Annotated in this window: 23 protein-coding genes; 5 read left to right on the forward strand and 18 right to left on the reverse strand. The window is 44.4% G+C overall.

Annotated elements, in window-relative coordinates; genetic code table 11:
- Positions 1 to 19 precede the first annotated feature (19 nt).
- The 3 genes from REC12_RS20470 to REC12_RS20480 form a co-directional block, all read right to left on the reverse strand.
- Positions 20 to 781: a fumarylacetoacetate hydrolase family protein gene (locus tag REC12_RS20470; protein ID WP_308897647.1), complete on the reverse strand. Its 762-nt coding sequence runs from the start codon at positions 779 to 781 to the stop codon at positions 20 to 22.
- Positions 782 to 881: 100 nt separating this feature from the next.
- Complete coding sequence (gene nth, locus REC12_RS20475; protein WP_308897648.1) at positions 882 to 1,526, reverse strand: endonuclease III; 645 nt, start codon at positions 1,524 to 1,526, stop codon at positions 882 to 884.
- 27 nt (positions 1,527 to 1,553) lie between these two features.
- On the reverse strand, positions 1,554 to 2,612 hold the full coding sequence (locus REC12_RS20480) for an HD-GYP domain-containing protein (protein WP_308897649.1): 1,059 nt from the start codon (positions 2,610 to 2,612) through the stop codon (positions 1,554 to 1,556).
- A 128-nt stretch (positions 2,613 to 2,740) separates the two neighbouring features.
- Between REC12_RS20480 and REC12_RS20485 the strand changes: the two genes are divergently transcribed.
- The gene (locus REC12_RS20485) at positions 2,741 to 3,493 is read left to right on the forward strand and encodes a TSUP family transporter (protein WP_308897650.1); all 753 of its coding nucleotides are present in this window, start codon (positions 2,741 to 2,743) and stop codon (positions 3,491 to 3,493) included.
- A 159-nt stretch (positions 3,494 to 3,652) separates the two neighbouring features.
- On the opposite strand, the gene REC12_RS20490 is transcribed toward REC12_RS20485, so the two are convergent.
- The 3 genes from REC12_RS20490 to REC12_RS20500 are packed head-to-tail and all read right to left on the reverse strand — an operon-like array spanning position 3,653 to position 6,247.
- Positions 3,653 to 4,771: a VanW family protein gene (locus REC12_RS20490; RefSeq protein ID WP_308897651.1), complete on the reverse strand. Its 1,119-nt coding sequence runs from the start codon at positions 4,769 to 4,771 to the stop codon at positions 3,653 to 3,655.
- Between the two features lie 15 nt (positions 4,772 to 4,786).
- Positions 4,787 to 5,581, reverse strand: coding sequence for a PRC-barrel domain-containing protein (locus REC12_RS20495; RefSeq protein WP_308897652.1), 795 nt, complete (start codon positions 5,579 to 5,581; stop codon positions 4,787 to 4,789).
- A 15-nt stretch (positions 5,582 to 5,596) separates the two neighbouring features.
- A complete protein-coding gene (locus REC12_RS20500; RefSeq protein ID WP_308897653.1) occupies positions 5,597 to 6,247 on the reverse strand; it encodes a hypothetical protein in 651 nt (216 codons plus the stop codon).
- A gap of 415 nt (positions 6,248 to 6,662) precedes the next feature.
- Between REC12_RS20500 and REC12_RS20505 the strand changes: the two genes are divergently transcribed.
- Positions 6,663 to 7,712, forward strand: coding sequence for a sensor domain-containing diguanylate cyclase (locus REC12_RS20505; RefSeq protein ID WP_308897654.1), 1,050 nt, complete (start codon positions 6,663 to 6,665; stop codon positions 7,710 to 7,712).
- 231 nt (positions 7,713 to 7,943) lie between these two features.
- Here the strand turns inward: REC12_RS20505 and REC12_RS20510 are convergent, their stop codons facing one another.
- The 11 genes from REC12_RS20510 to REC12_RS20560 all read right to left on the reverse strand — a co-directional run bounded on the left by REC12_RS20510 (position 7,944) and on the right by REC12_RS20560 (position 15,782).
- Positions 7,944 to 8,558 (reverse strand): IMPACT family protein, encoded by a 615-nt coding sequence (locus tag REC12_RS20510; protein ID WP_308897655.1) that lies wholly within the window; start codon positions 8,556 to 8,558, stop codon positions 7,944 to 7,946.
- Positions 8,559 to 8,560: 2 nt separating this feature from the next.
- Positions 8,561 to 8,950 carry a thioesterase family protein gene (locus tag REC12_RS20515; protein ID WP_308897656.1) on the reverse strand — a complete coding sequence of 130 codons (390 nt, stop codon included), beginning with the start codon at positions 8,948 to 8,950 and terminating at the stop codon, positions 8,561 to 8,563.
- A gap of 112 nt (positions 8,951 to 9,062) precedes the next feature.
- Positions 9,063 to 9,188, reverse strand: a complete 126-nt coding sequence (locus REC12_RS20520; protein WP_308897657.1) for a hypothetical protein — start codon at positions 9,186 to 9,188, stop codon at positions 9,063 to 9,065.
- An 18-nt stretch (positions 9,189 to 9,206) separates the two neighbouring features.
- Positions 9,207 to 9,638 (reverse strand): CBS domain-containing protein, encoded by a 432-nt coding sequence (locus REC12_RS20525; protein ID WP_308897658.1) that lies wholly within the window; start codon positions 9,636 to 9,638, stop codon positions 9,207 to 9,209.
- A 161-nt stretch (positions 9,639 to 9,799) separates the two neighbouring features.
- Positions 9,800 to 10,525, reverse strand: coding sequence for a demethylmenaquinone methyltransferase (locus REC12_RS20530; protein ID WP_308897659.1), 726 nt, complete (start codon positions 10,523 to 10,525; stop codon positions 9,800 to 9,802).
- A 163-nt stretch (positions 10,526 to 10,688) separates the two neighbouring features.
- Entirely contained in the window at positions 10,689 to 11,312 is a 624-nt protein-coding gene (gene fadR / locus REC12_RS20535; RefSeq protein ID WP_308897660.1) for a fatty acid metabolism transcriptional regulator FadR, read from the reverse strand.
- Between the two features lie 89 nt (positions 11,313 to 11,401).
- Positions 11,402 to 11,689, reverse strand: a complete 288-nt coding sequence (locus REC12_RS20540) for a FeoC-like transcriptional regulator (RefSeq protein WP_308897661.1) — start codon at positions 11,687 to 11,689, stop codon at positions 11,402 to 11,404.
- A gap of 29 nt (positions 11,690 to 11,718) precedes the next feature.
- Positions 11,719 to 13,809, reverse strand: a complete 2,091-nt coding sequence (gene feoB / locus REC12_RS20545; RefSeq protein WP_308897662.1) for a ferrous iron transport protein B — start codon at positions 13,807 to 13,809, stop codon at positions 11,719 to 11,721.
- 78 nt (positions 13,810 to 13,887) lie between these two features.
- Complete coding sequence (locus tag REC12_RS20550; protein ID WP_308897663.1) at positions 13,888 to 14,154, reverse strand: FeoA family protein; 267 nt, start codon at positions 14,152 to 14,154, stop codon at positions 13,888 to 13,890.
- 141 nt (positions 14,155 to 14,295) lie between these two features.
- On the reverse strand, positions 14,296 to 15,288 hold the full coding sequence (locus tag REC12_RS20555; RefSeq protein ID WP_308897664.1) for an asparaginase: 993 nt from the start codon (positions 15,286 to 15,288) through the stop codon (positions 14,296 to 14,298).
- A 2-nt stretch (positions 15,289 to 15,290) separates the two neighbouring features.
- Positions 15,291 to 15,782 (reverse strand): HD domain-containing protein, encoded by a 492-nt coding sequence (locus tag REC12_RS20560; RefSeq protein ID WP_308897665.1) that lies wholly within the window; start codon positions 15,780 to 15,782, stop codon positions 15,291 to 15,293.
- Between the two features lie 107 nt (positions 15,783 to 15,889).
- Between REC12_RS20560 and REC12_RS20565 the strand changes: the two genes are divergently transcribed.
- The 3 genes from REC12_RS20565 to REC12_RS20575 all read left to right on the forward strand — a co-directional run bounded on the left by REC12_RS20565 (position 15,890) and on the right by REC12_RS20575 (position 18,268).
- Positions 15,890 to 16,870 (forward strand): glycosyl hydrolase family 18 protein, encoded by a 981-nt coding sequence (locus REC12_RS20565; protein ID WP_308897666.1) that lies wholly within the window; start codon positions 15,890 to 15,892, stop codon positions 16,868 to 16,870.
- Positions 16,871 to 16,996: 126 nt separating this feature from the next.
- The gene (locus REC12_RS20570; RefSeq protein WP_308897667.1) at positions 16,997 to 17,275 is read left to right on the forward strand and encodes a late competence development ComFB family protein; all 279 of its coding nucleotides are present in this window, start codon (positions 16,997 to 16,999) and stop codon (positions 17,273 to 17,275) included.
- A 318-nt stretch (positions 17,276 to 17,593) separates the two neighbouring features.
- Positions 17,594 to 18,268: a Crp/Fnr family transcriptional regulator gene (locus REC12_RS20575; protein WP_308897668.1), complete on the forward strand. Its 675-nt coding sequence runs from the start codon at positions 17,594 to 17,596 to the stop codon at positions 18,266 to 18,268.
- On the opposite strand, the gene REC12_RS20580 is transcribed toward REC12_RS20575, so the two are convergent.
- Positions 18,265 to 19,119: a hypothetical protein gene (locus tag REC12_RS20580; protein WP_308897670.1), complete on the reverse strand. Its 855-nt coding sequence runs from the start codon at positions 19,117 to 19,119 to the stop codon at positions 18,265 to 18,267. The genes REC12_RS20575 and REC12_RS20580 overlap by 4 nt on opposite strands.
- Positions 19,120 to 19,177 lie beyond the last annotated feature (58 nt).

A 19,177-nucleotide genomic window follows, 5' to 3' on the forward strand; every position in this document is an offset into this window, starting at 1 on the left:
TCTTAATTACTGACCGGGCCTACAAGGCAATAGGGTTGTGCAGCTCTCCAATAGCCGGAATTTTTACAACGACTTCATCTCCAGGCTGCATCGGTCCAACTCCTTCCGGGGTACCTGTTAACACCACATCTCCCGGATAGAGCGTCATGACCTGAGATATAAAGCTGATCAATTTAGGTATTGGCGTAATAAAGTATTTCGTATTCGAGGACTGCTTAACATCGCCATTCAGTAAAAGTTGAATGTCCAAGGCACTCGGATCAATATCTGAAACAATCCAAGGACCTATTGGGCAAAAGGTATCAAACGATTTAGCCCGGGTCCATTGACCGTCTTTTTTTTGCAAATCTCTTGCAGTGACATCATTAGCACAAGTATAGCCAAAAATAGCCTTTGTTGCTTCCTCCTCTGTCACATCTTTAACCCTTTTACCAATAACCACTGCTAATTCAGCTTCAAAATCCATACGCTGACTGATTTTAGGATGAATAATTTTCACTCCGGGTCCAATCACACTGGTTGGGGGTTTGATAAATATAACAGGGTCATCAGGTAAGGAATGACCCAATTCTTCGATGTGCAATGCATAATTTAAACCGACACAGACTACTTTGCTTGGCTCAACCGGAGCTAATAAACGAACTTCTTTAAGGTCTAAAAGGTTATCAGTCAGTTGACGGTTAGGGTCTAAAAAAGTTCTATCCAGCAGTTGAATTTTTTCTCCAGTTACTACGCCAAAACCAACTTCGTCTTTGCGATTCATAAAACGTACAAATTTCATGCATATCGACCCTTTCTATTTTCTGATGGACTTGCCTATCCTATTCTCCTCTGACGTAAATTTCCTTCTCGCGGGAATCAGGCACTGCCCGTAATAACGGTTATGGTTCGGCAATATCCTCCTGAAACATCTTGCAAACGGCTGCGACAGGACACTCTGCACAATTTGGCTTTCGGGCGGCACAGATTCTCCTGCCCAAAAAGATCAAAAGGTGATGAAGCGTCGACCAACGCTCGCGCGGAAAAGCCTCCATTAACTCTTGTTCAACCTTTTCCGGAGTGTTCCCTGCGGCTAATCCCAAACGGTGAGCCACTCGAAAAACATGGGTATCAACCGCTAAAGCCGGAATGCCAAAGGCATTGCTCACGACCACATTCGCTGTTTTACGCCCTACACCGGGAAGTCTCCTTAGCAATTCTATATCTTCCGGAACCTTTCCCCCATATTCGTCACTAAGAATTTGAGAAGCGGCCAGGATATTTTTTGCTTTATTATGATAAAGTCCCAGCGAATGGATTTTGTTTTCCAGTTCTTTTAACCCCAGGGCTATAATGCCCTCAGGCGTATTCGCCTCGGAAAATAAGACGGCGGTGACCTGGTTTACCCTCTCATCAGTGCATTGGGCAGATAACATGGTTGCAATTAAAAGTTCAAAAGGAGTTTGAAACTCCAGCTCACAGTGAGCTCCCGGGAACTCTTTCTGCAAAGCTTCAAAGATAAACTCTGAATTCGAAATATTGGTCATTCTCTCCTCGATTCCTCCATCGTCGTATTAAGAGATAACTTCCTCAATAAATATGGTTCGTTTTTCCACCATATCATATTCTTTAGCGGTGTTCAAACCGAATTCCGATTCATCAAAGACTCGAACAACCGGCCGGACAGGCATGCTCAAATTCTGATCGACAACAACCCCGATTTCACCCGTGTTTAATTTCACCGTAACTCCGGTTGGATAAGCGGCAATGTTCCTGAGAAAAAGGCGCACCATTTCCAAAGGATAGAGGCTCCCGGCCAGTCCCATGAGAATCTCACAGGCCTCATGCGGCATTACACGTTTCACACCACTATGGTCTGAAGTGAACTTGTCATAGAGATCGACTATCCCCACGATTTGGGCCAAAGGATGAATCTCTCCTTCTTTGAGACGCCTTGGATACCCTGTGCCGTTCATGTGCTCATGATGCTGAAAAGCAATATGGGCGATAACTAAATTAAGGTCCTTGCGTTTCCTGAGGTCGTCAAAGCCGAGAGTGGTATGCGTTTTAAGCAATTCTACTTCTTCGGGAGTTAAATTATCCACCTCATTGATGAGCTTCGGATCTAGCTGGACTTTGCCGATATCATGCAATAGCGCTCCAATTGCCAAGGATTCAAGTTTCTCCTGCTCTAAAAACATGGCCTTGCCCAGAACCGTAGCAAGCACACATACATTCACGGAATGGGCAAACATTTGGTTGTCCAAACTGCGCATATCCATCATATTCACAAGAATATCTTTTTTGAATAGTATCTCTTGAACAATATTGTTGATTACCCTTTTTAATTCGAAGCCATTAAGATCCTTGCCTAAACGAACGGCCCGAGTGCTTTTTTCCAAGATCTCCATCGCTTCACGCCGATGTTCTTCAGAAATAACATCTTCAACCACGACATCATTAAAGCGCTCATCTTCGATATAGACAATGGAAATTCCCATGTCCCTTAATTTGGCAATATACAAAGAAGTCAGCTTAACCCCTTTACCTAAGAGAACTCTTCCTGAGCTTGAATAAATGGTCTTTCCCAAAATATCACCAATTGTTAATGTCTTGACACTTATTTGCCGCACTTAGATATTGGCTCCTTTCTCTAAACCTGCTGAATTACTTTGAGTTACGGAAATATGATGACGAATTTGAGCCCTGGGGGTATACTTGAAGAGGCGTACGTTTAAATTGGCATAAGCGAGGTATCGGTATGTGGCTTAATCTTTTCATTATCTGTATTCTGGGCTTTTTAGCTGCGGCTATCGACGCAATTGCCGGAGGCGGCGGTCTCATAAGTCTTCCCGCCCTGCTAATGATTGGGGTTCCTCCTCATCTGGCCCTGGGAACCAACAAATTTGCGGCTTCCATGGCTTCCTTAAACAGTTCCATTACCTTTGCGCGTTCCGGTAAAGTCCATACCTCCTTAGTTAAGTGGCAAATACCGTTTACTTTTATTGGGGCAGCACTTGGAGTTTGGGCTGTACTCAGTGTCAGTTCCGAGTTCCTGAATAAAGCGGTTTTAGTTTTGATTTTAATCGTTGGAATTTATACTTTGCTTCACAAAAATCTAGGCATGGAAAATAAATTTCAAGGATTACATCCCTTTAATCTAGGCGTGGGTTGTTTTTTCGCTTTGGCCTTGGGATTCTACGACGGCTTCTTCGGGCCGGGGACAGGCTCTTTCTTAATATTCTCTTTTATTGCCTTTTTCGGTTTCGATTTCGTCACTGCTTCGGCAAATTCCAAAGTGTTAAACTTCGGCAGTAATTTTGTTTCACTTTTATTATTTGCCTGGAACGGCAAAATTCTTTTTTCATACGGAATTCCCATGGCTCTTTTCATGATTTTCGGTTCTCTGGTCGGTACAAGACTCGCCATACGCCGGGGTGCCGTCCTTGTAAAGCCTATTTTTATCACAATGTCTCTCTTGGTGGCTGTTAAACTAATTTATCAGTATGTGTAAGAAGCAAATTAAAGTAATCTAGTGCTTTTAGTATATACTATATTCTCTGACCGGAAAATAGAGCGCTCCCTAGTCTAAGGCCTTGGTACCTTTTTGACTAGGGAGCCTCGCTAAGATCCCAAAATATTTGTTCCGCCTATCAATCTTAACCTAGGAAAGCTACTTTAGATCTGTGTCTGAATCGCTGGGGCGTATTGGATAACCATCCGGTTCCGCAAGGACAGGGTGGGAAGCATCAGCCACCCCGAACAGACGGATTCTCAACGAATTATCAACTGCGCGCGCACTGATTAGCAGATAACCGCCTGTATCGTTTTGGAAACGAAAATCCAGCAGCCCATAAGCGACGGTGGCATCTTGCCCCTTTAATACATAAGATACAGGCAAAGAGTGACTATGCTTCTCCTCCACTTTCAATTTTGCCTGGCGTACAGCTTGAAATAATGTGCTGGAATCCTGACAGACACCTCCGCCATCTCCTTTAACCACTTCTTGATCCACAAAAATATAGGCAGGCAGGTATCCTACGGCTTCCGTCCGTTCTCCCACAACATTGTTAAATGAAAAAATCTCACCGGGTGCAATCAGATGATTATCCAAGGCATTGGCCGCTAAACGCACATTTTTAGTTCGGGGAGCATCTTCTGGGTTAAAATAAGTGGTATAATCCCCCAAGACATCCTTAACCTCAGCAATCTTTATTGGATCAGGCTGAACCGGGATTGCCCGAACCACCGCTTCAACTTGTTTGTGTAAATGTTCGCCAGCAATTTTCTGCCAAGTTGCTTCAATATCTAAATTCAGGCCTCTTTCTCCGGCTGTCTTGTCCAAGTGACGATTGGCATAGGAAATAGTGGCCGGAAGCATTGGTTTATTAATCTGTGTACTTATTGTCTTTAATTGACTAACTATGTCTTCTTGATCTAAATCCAGGTTCGGCTTCAAAACCGGTTTACGAGTTAAACTTTGCAAAACATCCACAAGCCAAACCCCTGAAGTGTGAGGGAAGATTGAGTCTAGCCAGCTGTCGATTTTAGTATAAGATCGATCTAATTTCAGGGGAAAAACCTTCCCTTGATAGATGACAGCATCCGGTATCTCCTCTTTTAATTTAGAGGCAACTTCGGCTCGACTTAAACCGGAAAAGTCCTGACCCCAAATTGTTAAACCTGACGGCGCCCGATCATGTGTGCTTCCATAGGCCACAACGCTTCCCAGGCTTAAGGTTACACAGAATTGAACCAGTAGCGCAGTCAGAATGAACCCAGCCTTTTTCATCTGTTTTTTAGTTCCTTAATTTTTCTGTAAGTGGGAGGTAATTTCCATCAAAGTGCTTCTCGTCTTAATAAAGGCTATCATTCCCGGTGTTATTTGTTCACCTGCCCTCAAAACATCTCCATTGTCCAGGATGATATCTTTCTCAACCCCTTTGCCGATAAAATATTGCAATTGACGTTGTTCAAAAAGATTAAATCCTGCTTCTACCTCAGTTTCTTGGGAAACAGGCTCTTCTTCAGGCTCTGAATCGGGTTCAGGTTCGGATTCAAGTTCAGATTCAAAGGCTGCGGTTTGAGAAAGGTCCGAGTCCACACTTTCCGGCTGCCTGGTCTCCTCCCTGACCAGTGCAGGAGAGCCTTCCACAATCAGCAATTCTTTGCCTAAAGTAATTACTTGCTCAGCTTCAATTTCTTGCCCCGCCCCATCAGCTTCAAAAATACACTTGGCAATTCGGCCTGTTTCTTCATCAATCAGAATTTCCGTAACTTCTCCAATCAGCTGTCCCTTTTTAGTCAATACTTTAGTCCCTATAACACGGGTGCTTAAATTCAACAGCTTCTGGGCTTCAACATTTTGGGCAACATCTTGAATCACTCCGGGATGAGGAATAGTAATGGCAAATTCGCCCAAACCTAAAATATCCGCAAAAGCAATGATCTTGGCGCCAAAATAATCCGTGGGCTGATCAACAATCACAAAGTCTAACGTTTTCCCTTGTGGGTTAAGAACAAAATCCTTCACGACACCTATTTGTGTACCATCTGAGATACTAATAATTCTTAACCCAATAATTTCTTTTGATGGTTTCATTTATAAACCAGCCCCCTATTTAAAATATTTATCGAGATCTTCTTTACTTAACCAGACCTCAAATTGACGTTGTAAATCGGCGCTAAACTGTGAAAAATAGTTATGGGCATAAACCATAATTTGAGGAAGTAAACGATCAGATTCACCAATATTTTTGCCCAGCCAATGACAATCTAAAATTAAATAAAAGGCCGTATCGGGTTCAGGCTCCAAAGCTAAAGCCTGCAGGAAATAAGCGGCGGCCTGGGCAAAATTCTCGGCATACTTTTCTTTAAAGCCTAACTCCAAAAGTTCATCTATGGATAACAATTCGCGAGAACCCTCCAAAATACACGGTTCCTCTTCCTCATTGTCAACCGCCACGTCCTCTGCATCAATCCCATCTAATATTTTAACAGTCTCTAAAACTTCCGTAGACTCTAAATCGACAATTTCCTTTGCGACGGCGCCATCTTTGTCCTCCGGATTTATTGGGTTCACCTTAATTTGTTCAATTATTTCCTGGTTATTCCTTGTTTCCGCATTGTTGTTTGTTTGGGAATACTTTTTAGGTCGCAGCTTAACTTTTATGATACTCGGCCAGAAAGCACCCACGAAGATCAGAACAGCCGTGGAAACAAACCACCAGCTTATCCGCCCGGATTGAAGGGCTCGAGGAAACACCATCACATCCCCACACAGAATAATGCCTATAAAAAAGGCACTCCGCTTGCTTAGGCCCCAAATGTTAGCTCGCCGGATCATAAACGAAATAAATGGAATACTTCCCAAAAAAACGACAAGTTCATATGTCAGAATATGGGACCTCCCTTCATCTCATCCAGTACATTCTCCATTTTAAGATTCGACAGAAGTTTACTTTCTCCTTCTTCTAAGGCTATAGTTTGCTAGGCAAACCTCAAGATGAAGACAAGCGGCGCGAAGGATTTTTAAAAGTTAAAGAGAATACTATAATACTATCTAGAAATTTGTGTATTTGCTTTGGGAGAGCCTTTTGGCACTATAAACTTTATCTTAATTTTACGATCGATCAGTCTGAGCAAGCAGCTTCTCATAGACCATTGAATTTGGGGGCATCTTTATGTTAGAATCTCAGCCATCTATTCAAGAAGACGAAACTAGACTAAGGCAGAAAATAGAAAGTTTGGAGAACCAACTAGAAGAGATTCGTCTGCAAACACACGTCTTATTGGATATTGCCCGTGCTTTGAACGCTTCCTTAGATACAGGCATTATCGCAGCAAATATCATCAGCGCGATTGTCTCACTTATAAGTATCGATCGAGCCAGCGTTTGCCTTTATAAAGAAAAAAGTCAGGACTTCGAGGTTATCGGCGTTTTTGATTCCGGTACCCTTTCGCCGCTAATACCTTCCTATCTTGATTTTTCCTTTCTTAACCAAGTGTTAGCAGAAGGCGGAACATTTTATCGCATACCGCAAAAACCGCTCGATTGGGATTGGATATGCTGCCTTCCGCTCCAGAATGCCCAGCATAAAATTGGGAGCATCAACATACACGCTATTCGTCAATCTGAAATTACTTCGGAGCAAATGGAGTTCTTGGAAACTGTAGCCGGCCATGCTTCATCTGCTCTCGGAAATGCCCTCCTTTACGCTATTGTTGAACGCGAATCAATTACGGATGGCTTAACTCATATTTATAACCACCGTTATTTTCAGAAACGCCTGCGCGAACACATCTCACTTTGTCAACGGCGAAAACGCTCGGTCACCTTTGGTTTGCTGATCATTGACGTCGATAATTTCAAGCAATTTAATGACCGTTATGGTCACCAATTCGGTGACACCGTACTTGTCACCATTGTTCGCGAACTTCGCAAGAATTTGCGCGAGGAAGACTTGATCGCCCGTTACGGAGGAGAAGAATTCGTCGTCCTGATACCGGAAGCAACGGAAAAAATCATGCTCCACATCAGCGAAAAGATTAGAGAAGTTGTTGAAAAGACACGAGTGCTTAATGTTCAAACAAATCAAGAAGTATCAGTTACCGTGAGCATCGGCGTAACTTTATGGCGCCCTTCCGACTCACCAACCAGCTTAATCGCCCGCGCAGACCGCGCTCTTTATAAAGCCAAAAAGACAGGACGGAATCAAAGTGTTTATGAATAATTAAGCAGACTTATCACCTTTTCAAGATTAGTTTAATACCTTTGAGGCCTGTTGTGTTGTATTTCCCGTTACAAAAAACTCCGCCCAAAGGCGAAGTTTTCAAACGACTTGCTGATTTAAATTTCATTTTATCCATGTCGATGATTAAGCTTCCTGAATTTGCCCAGCCTTTAGTTAGTGATTAAACTCACTTTCCCAAAGTCTAACTTTTCTCAATCTTCAAGCCAAACCTCACCCCCAGACAGTGCCCTGGTCTTGAAATTTTACTTGTTTGCGCGTAAAGTCTTCCACCCATTGTCTAAATAATTCAGTTTGGGTCTCAGGAACAGAAACCGTAAGCTCTACAGCAGCACCAAATTCCTCATTTTGGATAGGCCAATGGCGTTGATGGAATTGATATTTCAGCGGTTCATACCAATCATAGGGTATACACAAACGATAGCGATGAAAAAGAGTCAATTTAACTAATTCCACATCGGTAAAAACTTGCCGGGCTGTACTGCCATAAGCCCTGGTTAACCCGCCTGTGCCTAAAAGTATCCCGCCAAAATATCTTACCACGACCACTAAAACATTCCAGACATTTTGGTGTTGAAGAAAATCTAAAACCGGACGGCCGCCGGTTCCCTGCGGTTCGCCGTCATCAGAGGCTTTTTCAACAGCACCTTTATGCAAACGATAAGCATAAACATAATGACGGGCATTGGGGTACTCTTCTCGAATTCTTACCATTGCGGAATTTATTCCGTCCATAGTTTGAACTGGCACTCCAACCCCAATAAAGCGGGATTTTTCAATGGTTTGTTCAACTGTTATTGCCCGCGGAAGTGAAAAAAAACCTTCCACGGTTAAGACCTCTGATTCCGGTTCCGGGCTTTGATTAAAAAGGGTTCGCTATCAATAATGAAGCGTTCGTGCTTGCCCGCTCCGATCTGCCCGGCTTCGTCACTGGCTTCCACTGCAAAGACTAAACGCCTGCGGTCTATTTCTAGGAGTTCTGCCGCCGCAGTTACTTTAACTCCCACAGGACTTGCCGCAGTGTGAGTGATAGTCAACGACGTCCCTACGCTCGACTGGCCTTCAGCCAATTCGAGTGCGTTTACAGCTGCCTGTTCCATGAGCGCAACCATAGCAGGCGTTGCAAATACTTCCAAGCTGCCGCTTCCCATAGCCTTAGCAGTATTCGCCGCAGTCACTACTGTTTGAGCATAACCTTTTGCTCCGATATGTATGGTCAAACTAAACACATCCTTAACTAAATTTAAGTTTATTCTATCACAAACAAAGTAGTGTGTGAATTTATCACAACACTACTTTGATCTGAATTTGCTGATCCTTTAACTGTAAAAATTACATTTTGGCTAACCAAAAACCAATATAGCCAACTACTATGATACCTACAACATGCAAGACCCACCAACCGGTTCGAAATGCTCCCCAGGTTCCTAACTCAATGCGATCACGCAATTCGGCCATTAGGCATCACCCTTTCCCTTAGTTCCAATTTTGATGAGCGCCTTGCGAAATATCGCTCAGGGCATCCCCGGCCTCATTAACATGAATCCTTTCGACAGCCATATCCCCAATAGCCAAAATCCCTGCTAATCTGCCTTGATCCACAACAGGCAGCCGTCTAACCTGATATCTGGACATTAAATCTGCCGCTTCATGAACATCCTGATCAGAAGAAACACTTACCACTTTTCTGCTCATGATGTCTTGGGCCAAAGTATTTTTACAATCTTGCCCCTGGGCAATAACATTCAACACAATATCTCTATCTGTAATGATGCCCACCACTTTATTGTCATCACAAATGGGAATTGAGCCAACATCCTCTTTTTTCATCAATTGCGCCACCTCAACTACCGAGGCCTTCGGTCCCACCCAATCAACAGAGCTGGTCATGACATCACGAACTTTCATGCTAGTCCCTCCTAAACTTATTTTTAGAACAAATTTATTATGTACATTCTTAACAAAACCATGCTTGGTAATTAAGGGTTATTTGGTCAAAAATACTTTCCGACAATAAAAAAGAGCTGAATAACAGCTCAGGAACAATGGGAAACGATTTGAAATTGCCTCTAACTATGACCAGGCTTTGTCCCTGAAACGACAGCGACAACACCGCCCGCTAAATTCAAAAACTTTGTTTCTAAAAGGCCACATTCGGAAAAGATCCGAGCAAGTTCCTGCTGGGAGGGAAATTCCACAGCGGAATCATGCAAATATTGATAAGCACTCGCTTTCTTGGCCCAAATTTGGCCCATTAAAGGAACCAGCTTTTCAAAATATAACCAGTATACCTGTTTAAAAACCGGAAGCGATGGCTTGGCCATATCCAAAGAAACGACTTTCCCTCCCGGCTTTACGACTCTCGTCATTTCCTGAATACCTCTCCGCAAATCCGGCAGGTTTCGCAGTCCCCAGCCCACAGTTACACCATCAAAAGAATGATCAGGAAAGGGAAGTTCCATGGCATTCCCCTGGATAAATTGAATCTGCTTTTTTTCTGAAGATTGCTCCAGCGTGTGGCGGGCCACATCAAGCATTTTCCGGGAGAAGTCCAAGCCAGTCACGCTGCCTTCATTTCCTACTGCTTTGCCAAGTTCTTGGGAAAGCTGACCGGTCCCACAGCAAACATCCAGGATATTCATCCCTCTTCGAGCGCCGACTCGCTGAACCGCTATGCGCCGCCAACGTTTGTCCATTCCCAGACTCATCAAGCTATTCATCAAATCGTAATGGCCGGCAATCGTGTTAAAAGTCTCTTGAACATAGGCAGCTTTATCTTTTCCTGAAAAATCCATATACTTTCTCCCTATCTTTTGCTCATGTTCTCCATAGTATTAGACATTCCTATCAATAATACGCGATCATTTACCCATTGTCCAGGCTGCTTGAGATTGTGCAAACCGAAAAATGAAAGAGAAGGAAAGATTTGCCCAAGCAGTTCCTTCCTTCTCGCCTGTTTCAGTTCAATGTATCCTTTGTAAGGAGCTCGGTTTTACGGTCTTGGATTTTAAAGGCACCACACATCAGATCAAAAACAACTTCTTCCATTCCCTGTAACGACCGTGGTTTTTTAGAAATAACCCAATCACTGATCATCGCATCAAGGGTTCCGAAAAACATTTGCCGTCCCACTTTCACTTCGCTTAAAACCATAACTCCTTTGCTGACACCTTCCGTTAAAACCTGTTCAATGATCTGAAAATACTCCCGCAAAGGTCCGGAGATAGCTTCACGAATGTCCGGGTTGGATTGTCGGAGCTCAATTTGCGTAAACATAGCCAGAGACCGGTTCTCTTGCATATATCTCAAGTGAGTTCTAATAATACACATTAATTGTTCCTGAGTAGTTTGACATTTAGCTGTTTCCTGACGGATCTCATTAATAAATTGCCCCATCCGTTCTTGAAAAAGACTAATCAGGATATCTTCCTTATTCTTAAAATATAAATAAATAGTGCCATCGGCAACGCCGGCTAATTTAGCAATTTTGGAGATTTGACTGTTAAAAAACCCGTATTCCGCGAAAGCCTCTGTTGCCGCGTCCAAAATCGCCTGATATTTTTCCTCACGGGGTCTACTCATTTAGAACCGGGCTCCCTTCACCTTCACTAAAAAATCTTACGCCAATACCAGACTAAATCATATCATATTTCTAAGCTTTCTCAAATACTTCACTTCTGGCTGGTATCGGCAAGAGCTGCCCCGCGTTCGGTAAGTGCCCAAAAAGAGTACACTTCGGAAGAAGCAAATCCGCACCCTTCACAGGATCTGCCGGATTTGTCCGACTCACAGCTGCCGCTGCAAGTCTGCCCATACATTTCTCTGCGCACATAACCCATGTGCTCCATTTGTTTTAAAGCGCTTTCTAGTTCTTTGGGCGAGGAATTTAGTTCATGAGCCAATTGCGTCATGGATACTGATTCTTTACGAGCTAAAGCATTCAAGATGCGGGTAAGCAAGGAACTCACCTCCAATGGTTCGCAATTTATTATTGAAACCCTAAGGCAAGGCCGGCATGAAAAACAATCCAGCCCACAACAAAACTTAAAACCAGATTATAAGCAACTCCGAAGCCGGTCCAACGCAGGCTTGCCGACTCCTTATGCGTAGTTACCACCGATGCCAGACAGGGAATGTACAACATGTATACGACCAAAAAGGTATAGGCCCGCAAGGGAGACATAGCCCCCGTCATTGCCTGAGCAATAGACTGGGAAGCATCGGCGGCGACACCATACAAGATCCCGAGCGTTGACAATGTTGTTTCCTTCGCCGTAAAACCAAAAACAACGGCAACCATAATTCTCCAGTCAAAGCCCAAAGGCCGCCCGATAAATGACAGCAAGCCTCCCATTTTACCGGCCCAGGTTGACTCCATAGGAACCCCTTGGGGAAAAGAGCTTAACACCCAGACCACAATCGAAGCGGCCAGGATAAATGTCCACGCTCTTTTGAGAAAGGTATAAGTTTTATGCCAGGTCGGCCACAAAACATTGCGCAATGTCGGCAGATGGTAGAGAGGCAGCTCCATAACAAAGGCCGACCGTTCCTTCTGATTGACAACTTTTCTCATCAGCAGAGCGGAAAACATGACGAGCAGCATACTTATAAACATAAGACTCAACATAGCAATGGCCCCGCGAGTCCCAGGAAAAAATGCCGCCACAACGGCGCTCATGACACCTAAGCGCGGGACACAGGGAATTAAAGGATTTAACAAAATGGTAACTAAGCGATCTTTCGGATCTTCAAGAGTTCTTGTCGCCATAATCCCAGGAACATTACAGCCAAAGCTCGACACCAAGGAAAAAAAGGATTTCCCATGCAGACCCATTAATTGCATCATGCGATCTCCTAAAAAAGCCGCCCGAGCTAAATATCCGCTGTCCTGCAAAAAAGAAAAGAAAGCAAAAAAAATAGCAATTTGAGGGACAAACGCTAAAACCGCACCAACTCCCGCGAAAATTCCATCTCGTATTAAGCTCGTCAGAAAATCAGGAGCGTGAATCAATTGTAAGGCATTCACTAAAAGGTCGGCGACCCAAGCCATACCTTGGGAAACAGCATCACCTAAAGGAGCGCTGGCAATAAAAGACGCCCAAAAAACAAGCGCCAGAATAAGTATCATGATTGGATAACCCCAGACCGGTGAAAGAATCCAGCGGTCCAAGGAATCCGTACGGCTGGGCCTCTTCAGGGCTTCCTGAGTCATAAACTTCGGCAGAATCCTGGATATGTAGCTATATTTGGCGTCTGCAAAAGCCATCTCGAAATGATCCTTAGTCCATCCTTCTTTTTCGTAAGCCAGAAGCAAATCCTCGCCGGGAAGTTCTGAAGCCTCCCGCAGTTCATACTTTAAAGCATCACCGGAATCACAGCAGGATTCACGGCTTGTGGGCAGCAAAGGTTTAGAAGGGGCAACCGCTTTCCATTCCTGTCCAACCTCAGGATCTCTCTCTAAACGTTTAAGAGCCAGCCAACGCAAGGGATAGCGCGAGGCCCAGGATGTTTTCTTCAGCAAGTCTTCCATCGCTCGGATCTTCTGTTCAAGTTCATCAGGATAGGGCACTTCACTTGTTAAAGGATCATTCGGCAACGAGCCAATTTTGATCGCTTCTGTTAAAAAATCTTCAATGCCTATCCCTTTAGCCGCCACTATTTCTACCGCTGTCACATTTAAAGCTTTAGCTAATTCAGCGGTATCGATGGTTATTCCTCCGGACCTGGCCAGGTCCATCATATTAAGCCCGATAACTACGCGAGGCGCCAGCTCAAGAATCTGGAGCACCAGGTAGAGATTGCGTTCAATATTGGAAGCGTCGACCAAAGCCATGACTACGTCCGGCTTTTCACGCAGAATATATTCCCGGGTCACAATCTCTTCTTGCGTATAAGCTGTTAAACTATAGGTTCCCGGAAGGTCTATCAATTCAATTTCACGATTGTCTCTACGAATAATCCCTGATTTACGTTCAACAGTTTTTCCCGCCCAGTTTCCAACCTGTTGATTAGATCCGGTCAGAGCATTAAAAACTGTACTCTTTCCAACATTCGGATTGCCCACAAGAGCAATTTTCATGGCAAGCCGCCTCCCTTTATAAAGCATTGATCACTTATGTCTAAGCGGCAACGAGAATCAATTACCTATTTTAATCCGTCAACGGCTGGCTAAGGAATGTTCGATCCGCTCCTGTTTAGGGCCTGAAACAATTATTTTAGCACATTCTCCCCGACGCATCGCTAAATAGTAGCCTTTAAGACGAATCTGAAGCGGACCTCCCATCGGAGCGCAACGGACAACTTCCAGTTCGACACCTGGCACAATTCCCATATCCATCATCCGGCGGCGCAGTGCTCCTCCACCGTTGATACGCTCTACACATGCTCGTTCTCCGGGTTTTAGATCCCCAAGATAGCGTTCCATTGTTAATCACCCCCGGTTAAACTGATAATCATTCTCATTATGAATCAGCACTTAATTGAGAATTTATCTCATTTATTAGAATACTCTTCTTTCTTTTCCTTGTCAATAATCAATTATCTCCCTAGTCGTTTTATGTCGGCTTTAATCAAGTTTTATAGCTCCATTGGCCAGCATTTCTTTGAGTGTTTTAAACTCCAGCCTCTGACCCAAAGCAATGCTTATGAATAAACGCACTTTTTCCGTCGATAAATCGGCGGAAAACCAGGCACCCACACGTTCAAGATCTGCGCCGCCGCCAGGATACCCATAGACGGGAGACGTCCGTCCAAATAAACAGCGTGAAGTTATCACAACGGGAATACCCCTTTTTATCATTTCAGAGATCTCCGGCACAAGCTGAGGCGGTAAATTTCCCCGGCCAAAGGCTTCAATAACTAAAGCTTCCGAGGCGTCCTGAGCTATAGCACGTAAGGCGCTTCCCGTCATGCCTGTATAAACTTTGCAGATTCCGACTTTCGCCAACTTTTCAGGAACTCCCAGTTTAATCGTTTGCTCCGGCTTGCGATGCCATATTACCTCCCCGGTATCGATGGTACCCAAAGCTCCTTTTTCGCCGGAATTAAAAGCATCTACATGATTGGTATGCAGTTTTCTGACATCACGAGCCGCGTGAATTTCTTCATTAAGAGCAATAACGACTCCACGACCTATAGCGCGAGGATCAAGGGCAATACGCACAGCGTTCCCTAAATTGCGGGGTCCGTCCGAATCGGCTTCCGAGGCATCCCGTTGTGAGGCCGTCAAAATCACTGGTCGGGGGTCTTTTATGGCGATATCCAAAAAATAAGCGGTCTCTTCGAGGGTATCCGTACCGTGAGTAATGACAATTCCCCGTAACGAGGAATCTTGAGCAAAACGCTGTTCAATGATTTTAGCCAAGTCTCTCATCCGGTCAGGGCTCATATTACAACTTGCGACGTTGCTAAAGTCACAAACATCCCACTCAGCTTGTTTAGTAAGCTCCGGCAGACTTTCCAGCAATTCATGCCCACTTACGGCCGGAACTACCTTCCCCTTTTCATCTTTGCGCATGGCAATAGTTCCACCCGTGGCTATTAAAAGAACCTTATCCAACTCTACCCCTCCATTAACGGCACTATTTTTAAGTCACAGAGAACCTTCTGAAGCCTGGCGACATGAAATTCCTTGCTGATCACGTCGCCATACCAATAGCAATCCAGAATATCAGCATCTTTTACCAGTTCTTCAAGAGGTGTTCCTATTTTATCCTTCTGGGAATGATTAACAACTGCCTGAACAATCTGTTCCTGTACATCCAGGGGAAAGTTTCGCGTTTTCAGGAAGCGGCGGGTCAATTCTTCGCCTTTAGGTGCGTGATTTTCTTGTCTTCCTGATACCCATCGTCCACTGTCATGTAAAGCACAAGCCAAGGCAGCCTGTTCACCGTCAACCTGTCTTTTTTGCGCCAACATCCTGCCAATCTGAGCACAGCTCGTAGCATGCACTTTTTCCCAGATGATTGGATAATCTCTTTCCCTTGTCTGCAGTTCCATTTGCTCTAAAACTTCATAAACGTCCTGCAGCCTTTGGATAAATTCCCAGTTCAACCTGTCCATCTCCGTTTCCTTATTTTTCTAAGCAAAAAAAGTAAGATTAATTTTCTTTTTCCTCATATCTTATCCTAGGAGTATTGCATCAAGAGGAGGAGGTCTATTTGAATCCAACTTGGACACTCGCAGCGCGGCGGCTCATCGACAAGCGCTTGTGGATTCTCGGCTATATTTCCGACGATTTCCCGGATGATTTACGAGCCGTTGACACACTTCGCCTACAAGGGGCTCACATCGACGTTTATGCTGACTTTGCCTTTCAATTGCAGGCAGAGGGGATGTTCTCCGGTCAAATCAACAACCTCGCAATACAGGAGAGCTTAGCACAAGACATTGCTCCCCTGATACTTTTCCATAATTTTAATGGACAGATTTTCGATCCCGCACCTTTACGTACAGTCCTCTCTTCGCCGACTTCCCAAAAAAATTGCATTCATCATATGCTGAACTTACTTCCTCCCTCAGCGGCCGGTGTACACGTGGATTTTGAAGGAGTTGAAGCCTCTTACCGAATTCCTTTCTTATCATTTCTGGAATCCCTCAAAGCAGCTTTACATGATAAAGGCTTACTGTTAACTATTGCCATACCTGCCAAACGTTCCGAATGGGAAGCCCCTGGATATGATTTTGCGGAAATAGGCAGGTTATGTGACGCAATCACTTTAATGACATATGATGAGCATTTCTCAGGCGGGTCTCCCGGCGCAATTGCCAGCTTGCCGTGGATGACTCAGGCCCTTGATTACGCTATACGTTATCTGCCTCAAGAGAAAATTTTACTGGGCATACCTGCTTACGGTTACGACTGGTCTAATGAACCAACGCGTCTTGTTCCAATGCGCGATGCTCCTAATTTAGCAGCGAAAACGAATGCCCGTATCCTTTGGTCAGATACGGCCGTTGAACCATATTTTTATTACTGGCATGGCCGAGCAAGACACAGTGTGTGGTTTGAAAATGAGCTTTCCGCCAAAATCCGTCTCGGTTTTGTCAAAAGTTATCGTTTACGGGGCATTGCGATCTGGCGTCTCGGGTATGAAACAAGCCGGTTCTGGCAGGGAGTGACAAGCAAATTGAAAAAATAGAGTGAGACAGAGAACCTGAGCACAAGTAAAGAAAGCATCCTTTTGAGGATGCTTCTTTTCCTCTTGTTCTTTTAACAAATTACCTTTATTATTAAAACAATTACCAAAAAATAAGGAGATGAGAGCATGTATGAGCTGAAAAATCATATGGAAATTGCCGTTCGACAGACACTCCAAGATTATTTACGCTTTAATACGATAGCCTGTTCCTGCGAGCATTGTCAGGCCGATATTATGGCTTTAACTTTAAATCGACTGCCGGCACGCTATTTCGTTTCTTTGCGCGGGGAAATTTTGACCCAAGTAGAATCTCAGACACTTCCTGACCAGGCGCGCATTCTGTCCGAAATAGTCCGGGCCGTTCAACAGGTAGGTGCTACTCCTTCGCACCTAAGTAACGAATAAAGTCAGGAATAATTTATTAAACTTTTTAGAAAATGCACAATCTTGAGTTATACTGAATTGAGGATAATGATTACGACTAAGAGTAAAATAACAAATAAGGTCACTACCCGAAAGGGAGAATTGACAACAAACTGAATACGAACTAAGCTAAATTCATTTCCGAGCATACTCATTCCCCCCATAGCAGTGTATGCCCCTAGCTTATTTTCAGTGCTTCACATTACATATTTGCCTGAATCTCTCTTCTATCTATTATAGCATGTTTGCTTCCATATCCGCTAAACAACTTGGAGAGAACTATTGAAATGAGGTCTTAATATGCTAACATCTGAAGAACTTCTGCGTTTTTCTCTGTTCTCATCCTTAAGCGCAAACGATATCACTCCCCTCCTCCCTCATTTCCAAGAACGGCGTTATCGCAAGGGACAGCTCTTGTTTGTTGAAGGTGAGATAGGGTCATGTGTCTATTTTGTGCACTCCGGTCAGGTTAAACTCAGCAAATCGACACCGGAAGGAGATGAGCAAATATTAGATTGGTATGGACCTTATGACAGCTTTGCTGAAATTTTACTTTTGGAAGACGGTCCTTACCCGGCAACTGCTGAAGTTCTTCAGGACAGTACCCTTTTTGTTTTACATAACAAGATCATGCCGCAAATCCTGGAGATGAGCCCTTCGCTTTCTTTAGCCCTTATTCGAACTTTAAGCCGCCGCTTAAGACTTGCTCAGGAATTCATACGTATATTAACCAACCGTTCTACCACAGGAATCCTTGCCGCGCTCTTTCTGAGACTGGCTCAGCCGGCAGCCAGCCCCGGAGATCCTATTTACATTGATGCTTCTCTCACTCATCGTGACCTGGCCAATATGATCGGTACAAGCCGGGAGTGCGTCAACCGGGCCATTAACGGCTGGAAAAAGGCGGGCATCATTAAACTGACAGACAACCGGTTGGAAATCCTTAAACCTTATGAATTGGCAGACTGGCCTTAATCGATTCCCAAGCCTTGGGAGCTCTCCGCTTCAAATTGGTTAATAATCTGCCAGCACTCGGCCCAGCTAAGATTCAACTGGCGCCGCCAAAAGACCATAGCGGCCCGCGTTTTTTCATTTACTTTATCGTGATACATACTTTGATTGGGAATTTTACCCCCCCAAGCCTTCACCCACTCCAGGTAACATTGAATCAGTTCCCCGGATTGCCGCTTTAAATAGCGGAGGGTATATACGCTGGCAAGCCAATGGATAACTTCCTCGTCAACCCCACGCGTATAGACTTGTCCATCGAGGTCCACACCGGCGATAATTAAAAGCAGGCAAAGGAAATGCACGCGAACTGCCTGACGCAATGATTCAGGGTTTAACTGCAAGATTTCCGCTAACCTTCCTAAGGGTTTAAGGAAAAGCTTTACGTTCGGATCACGATAAGTACATATCCCGAAAGCTGATAGAGAAATGGGGAAAATATCGTCTAAACTGCTTTCTTGCAGTTGGTCCATTAATTCTTGCTGAACCTGAACTAGGCTCTGTTCCCGGACCATCAACTGATCTTTTGTTTCTTTTAAGAAAGCTTCGGCATCCTTAGGGCGTTCCGGAAGAGAGTCCGACCATTCCCGCAAACGTGAACGTCTCGGCATCAAAAGATCAATTATAGATCCGGCCTCCTGATGTAAGCGCTTGAATTTCTGACGGAGGCCCTCAGGATCTCGGTATAATCCCCGCATCAAGGTTTCAGCTGCACGGGGAATTTCTAAAGATTCCTCAAACTTAACAATCGCCGCTCCGTTCCGCTCAGGAAACTTGAGTCCCATGGCCTGCTCTAGCTCTAATCTCAACGAAGACACACCAATTCCTCCTTGCCTCGTCTCTTGTTTCATCATATGGATGCAAAGGCTGATTCAG

Origin of the sequence: Candidatus Desulfosporosinus nitrosoreducens, from assembly GCF_030954495.1 — a bacterium.
Classification (GTDB): Bacteria; Bacillota; Desulfitobacteriia; order Desulfitobacteriales; family Desulfitobacteriaceae; genus Desulfosporosinus; species Desulfosporosinus nitrosoreducens.

What these genes read in the sequence shown, in the direction of transcription:
- REC12_RS20470 (WP_308897647.1), bottom strand. Translation starts at nt 781, where the DNA reads ATGAAATTTGTACGTTTTATGAATCGCAAAGACGAAGTTGGTTTTGGC.
- nth (WP_308897648.1), bottom strand. Translation starts at nt 1,526, where the DNA reads ATGACCAATATTTCGAATTCAGAGTTTATCTTTGAAGCTTTGCAGAAA.
- REC12_RS20485 (WP_308897650.1), top strand. Translation starts at nt 2,741, where the DNA reads ATGTGGCTTAATCTTTTCATTATCTGTATTCTGGGCTTTTTAGCTGCG.
- REC12_RS20490 (WP_308897651.1), bottom strand. Translation starts at nt 4,771, where the DNA reads ATGAAAAAGGCTGGGTTCATTCTGACTGCGCTACTGGTTCAATTCTGT.
- REC12_RS20495 (WP_308897652.1), bottom strand. Translation starts at nt 5,581, where the DNA reads ATGAAACCATCAAAAGAAATTATTGGGTTAAGAATTATTAGTATCTCA.
- REC12_RS20500 (WP_308897653.1), bottom strand. Translation starts at nt 6,247, where the DNA reads ATGGTGTTTCCTCGAGCCCTTCAATCCGGGCGGATAAGCTGGTGGTTT.
- REC12_RS20505 (WP_308897654.1), top strand. Translation starts at nt 6,663, where the DNA reads ATGTTAGAATCTCAGCCATCTATTCAAGAAGACGAAACTAGACTAAGG.
- REC12_RS20520 (WP_308897657.1), bottom strand. Translation starts at nt 9,188, where the DNA reads ATGGCCGAATTGCGTGATCGCATTGAGTTAGGAACCTGGGGAGCATTT.
- REC12_RS20525 (WP_308897658.1), bottom strand. Translation starts at nt 9,638, where the DNA reads ATGAAAGTTCGTGATGTCATGACCAGCTCTGTTGATTGGGTGGGACCG.
- REC12_RS20530 (WP_308897659.1), bottom strand. Translation starts at nt 10,525, where the DNA reads ATGGATTTTTCAGGAAAAGATAAAGCTGCCTATGTTCAAGAGACTTTT.
- fadR (WP_308897660.1), bottom strand. Translation starts at nt 11,312, where the DNA reads ATGAGTAGACCCCGTGAGGAAAAATATCAGGCGATTTTGGACGCGGCA.
- feoB (WP_308897662.1), bottom strand. Translation starts at nt 13,809, where the DNA reads ATGAAAATTGCTCTTGTGGGCAATCCGAATGTTGGAAAGAGTACAGTT.
- REC12_RS20550 (WP_308897663.1), bottom strand. Translation starts at nt 14,154, where the DNA reads ATGGAACGCTATCTTGGGGATCTAAAACCCGGAGAACGAGCATGTGTA.
- REC12_RS20570 (WP_308897667.1), top strand. Translation starts at nt 16,997, where the DNA reads ATGTATGAGCTGAAAAATCATATGGAAATTGCCGTTCGACAGACACTC.
- REC12_RS20575 (WP_308897668.1), top strand. Translation starts at nt 17,594, where the DNA reads ATGCTAACATCTGAAGAACTTCTGCGTTTTTCTCTGTTCTCATCCTTA.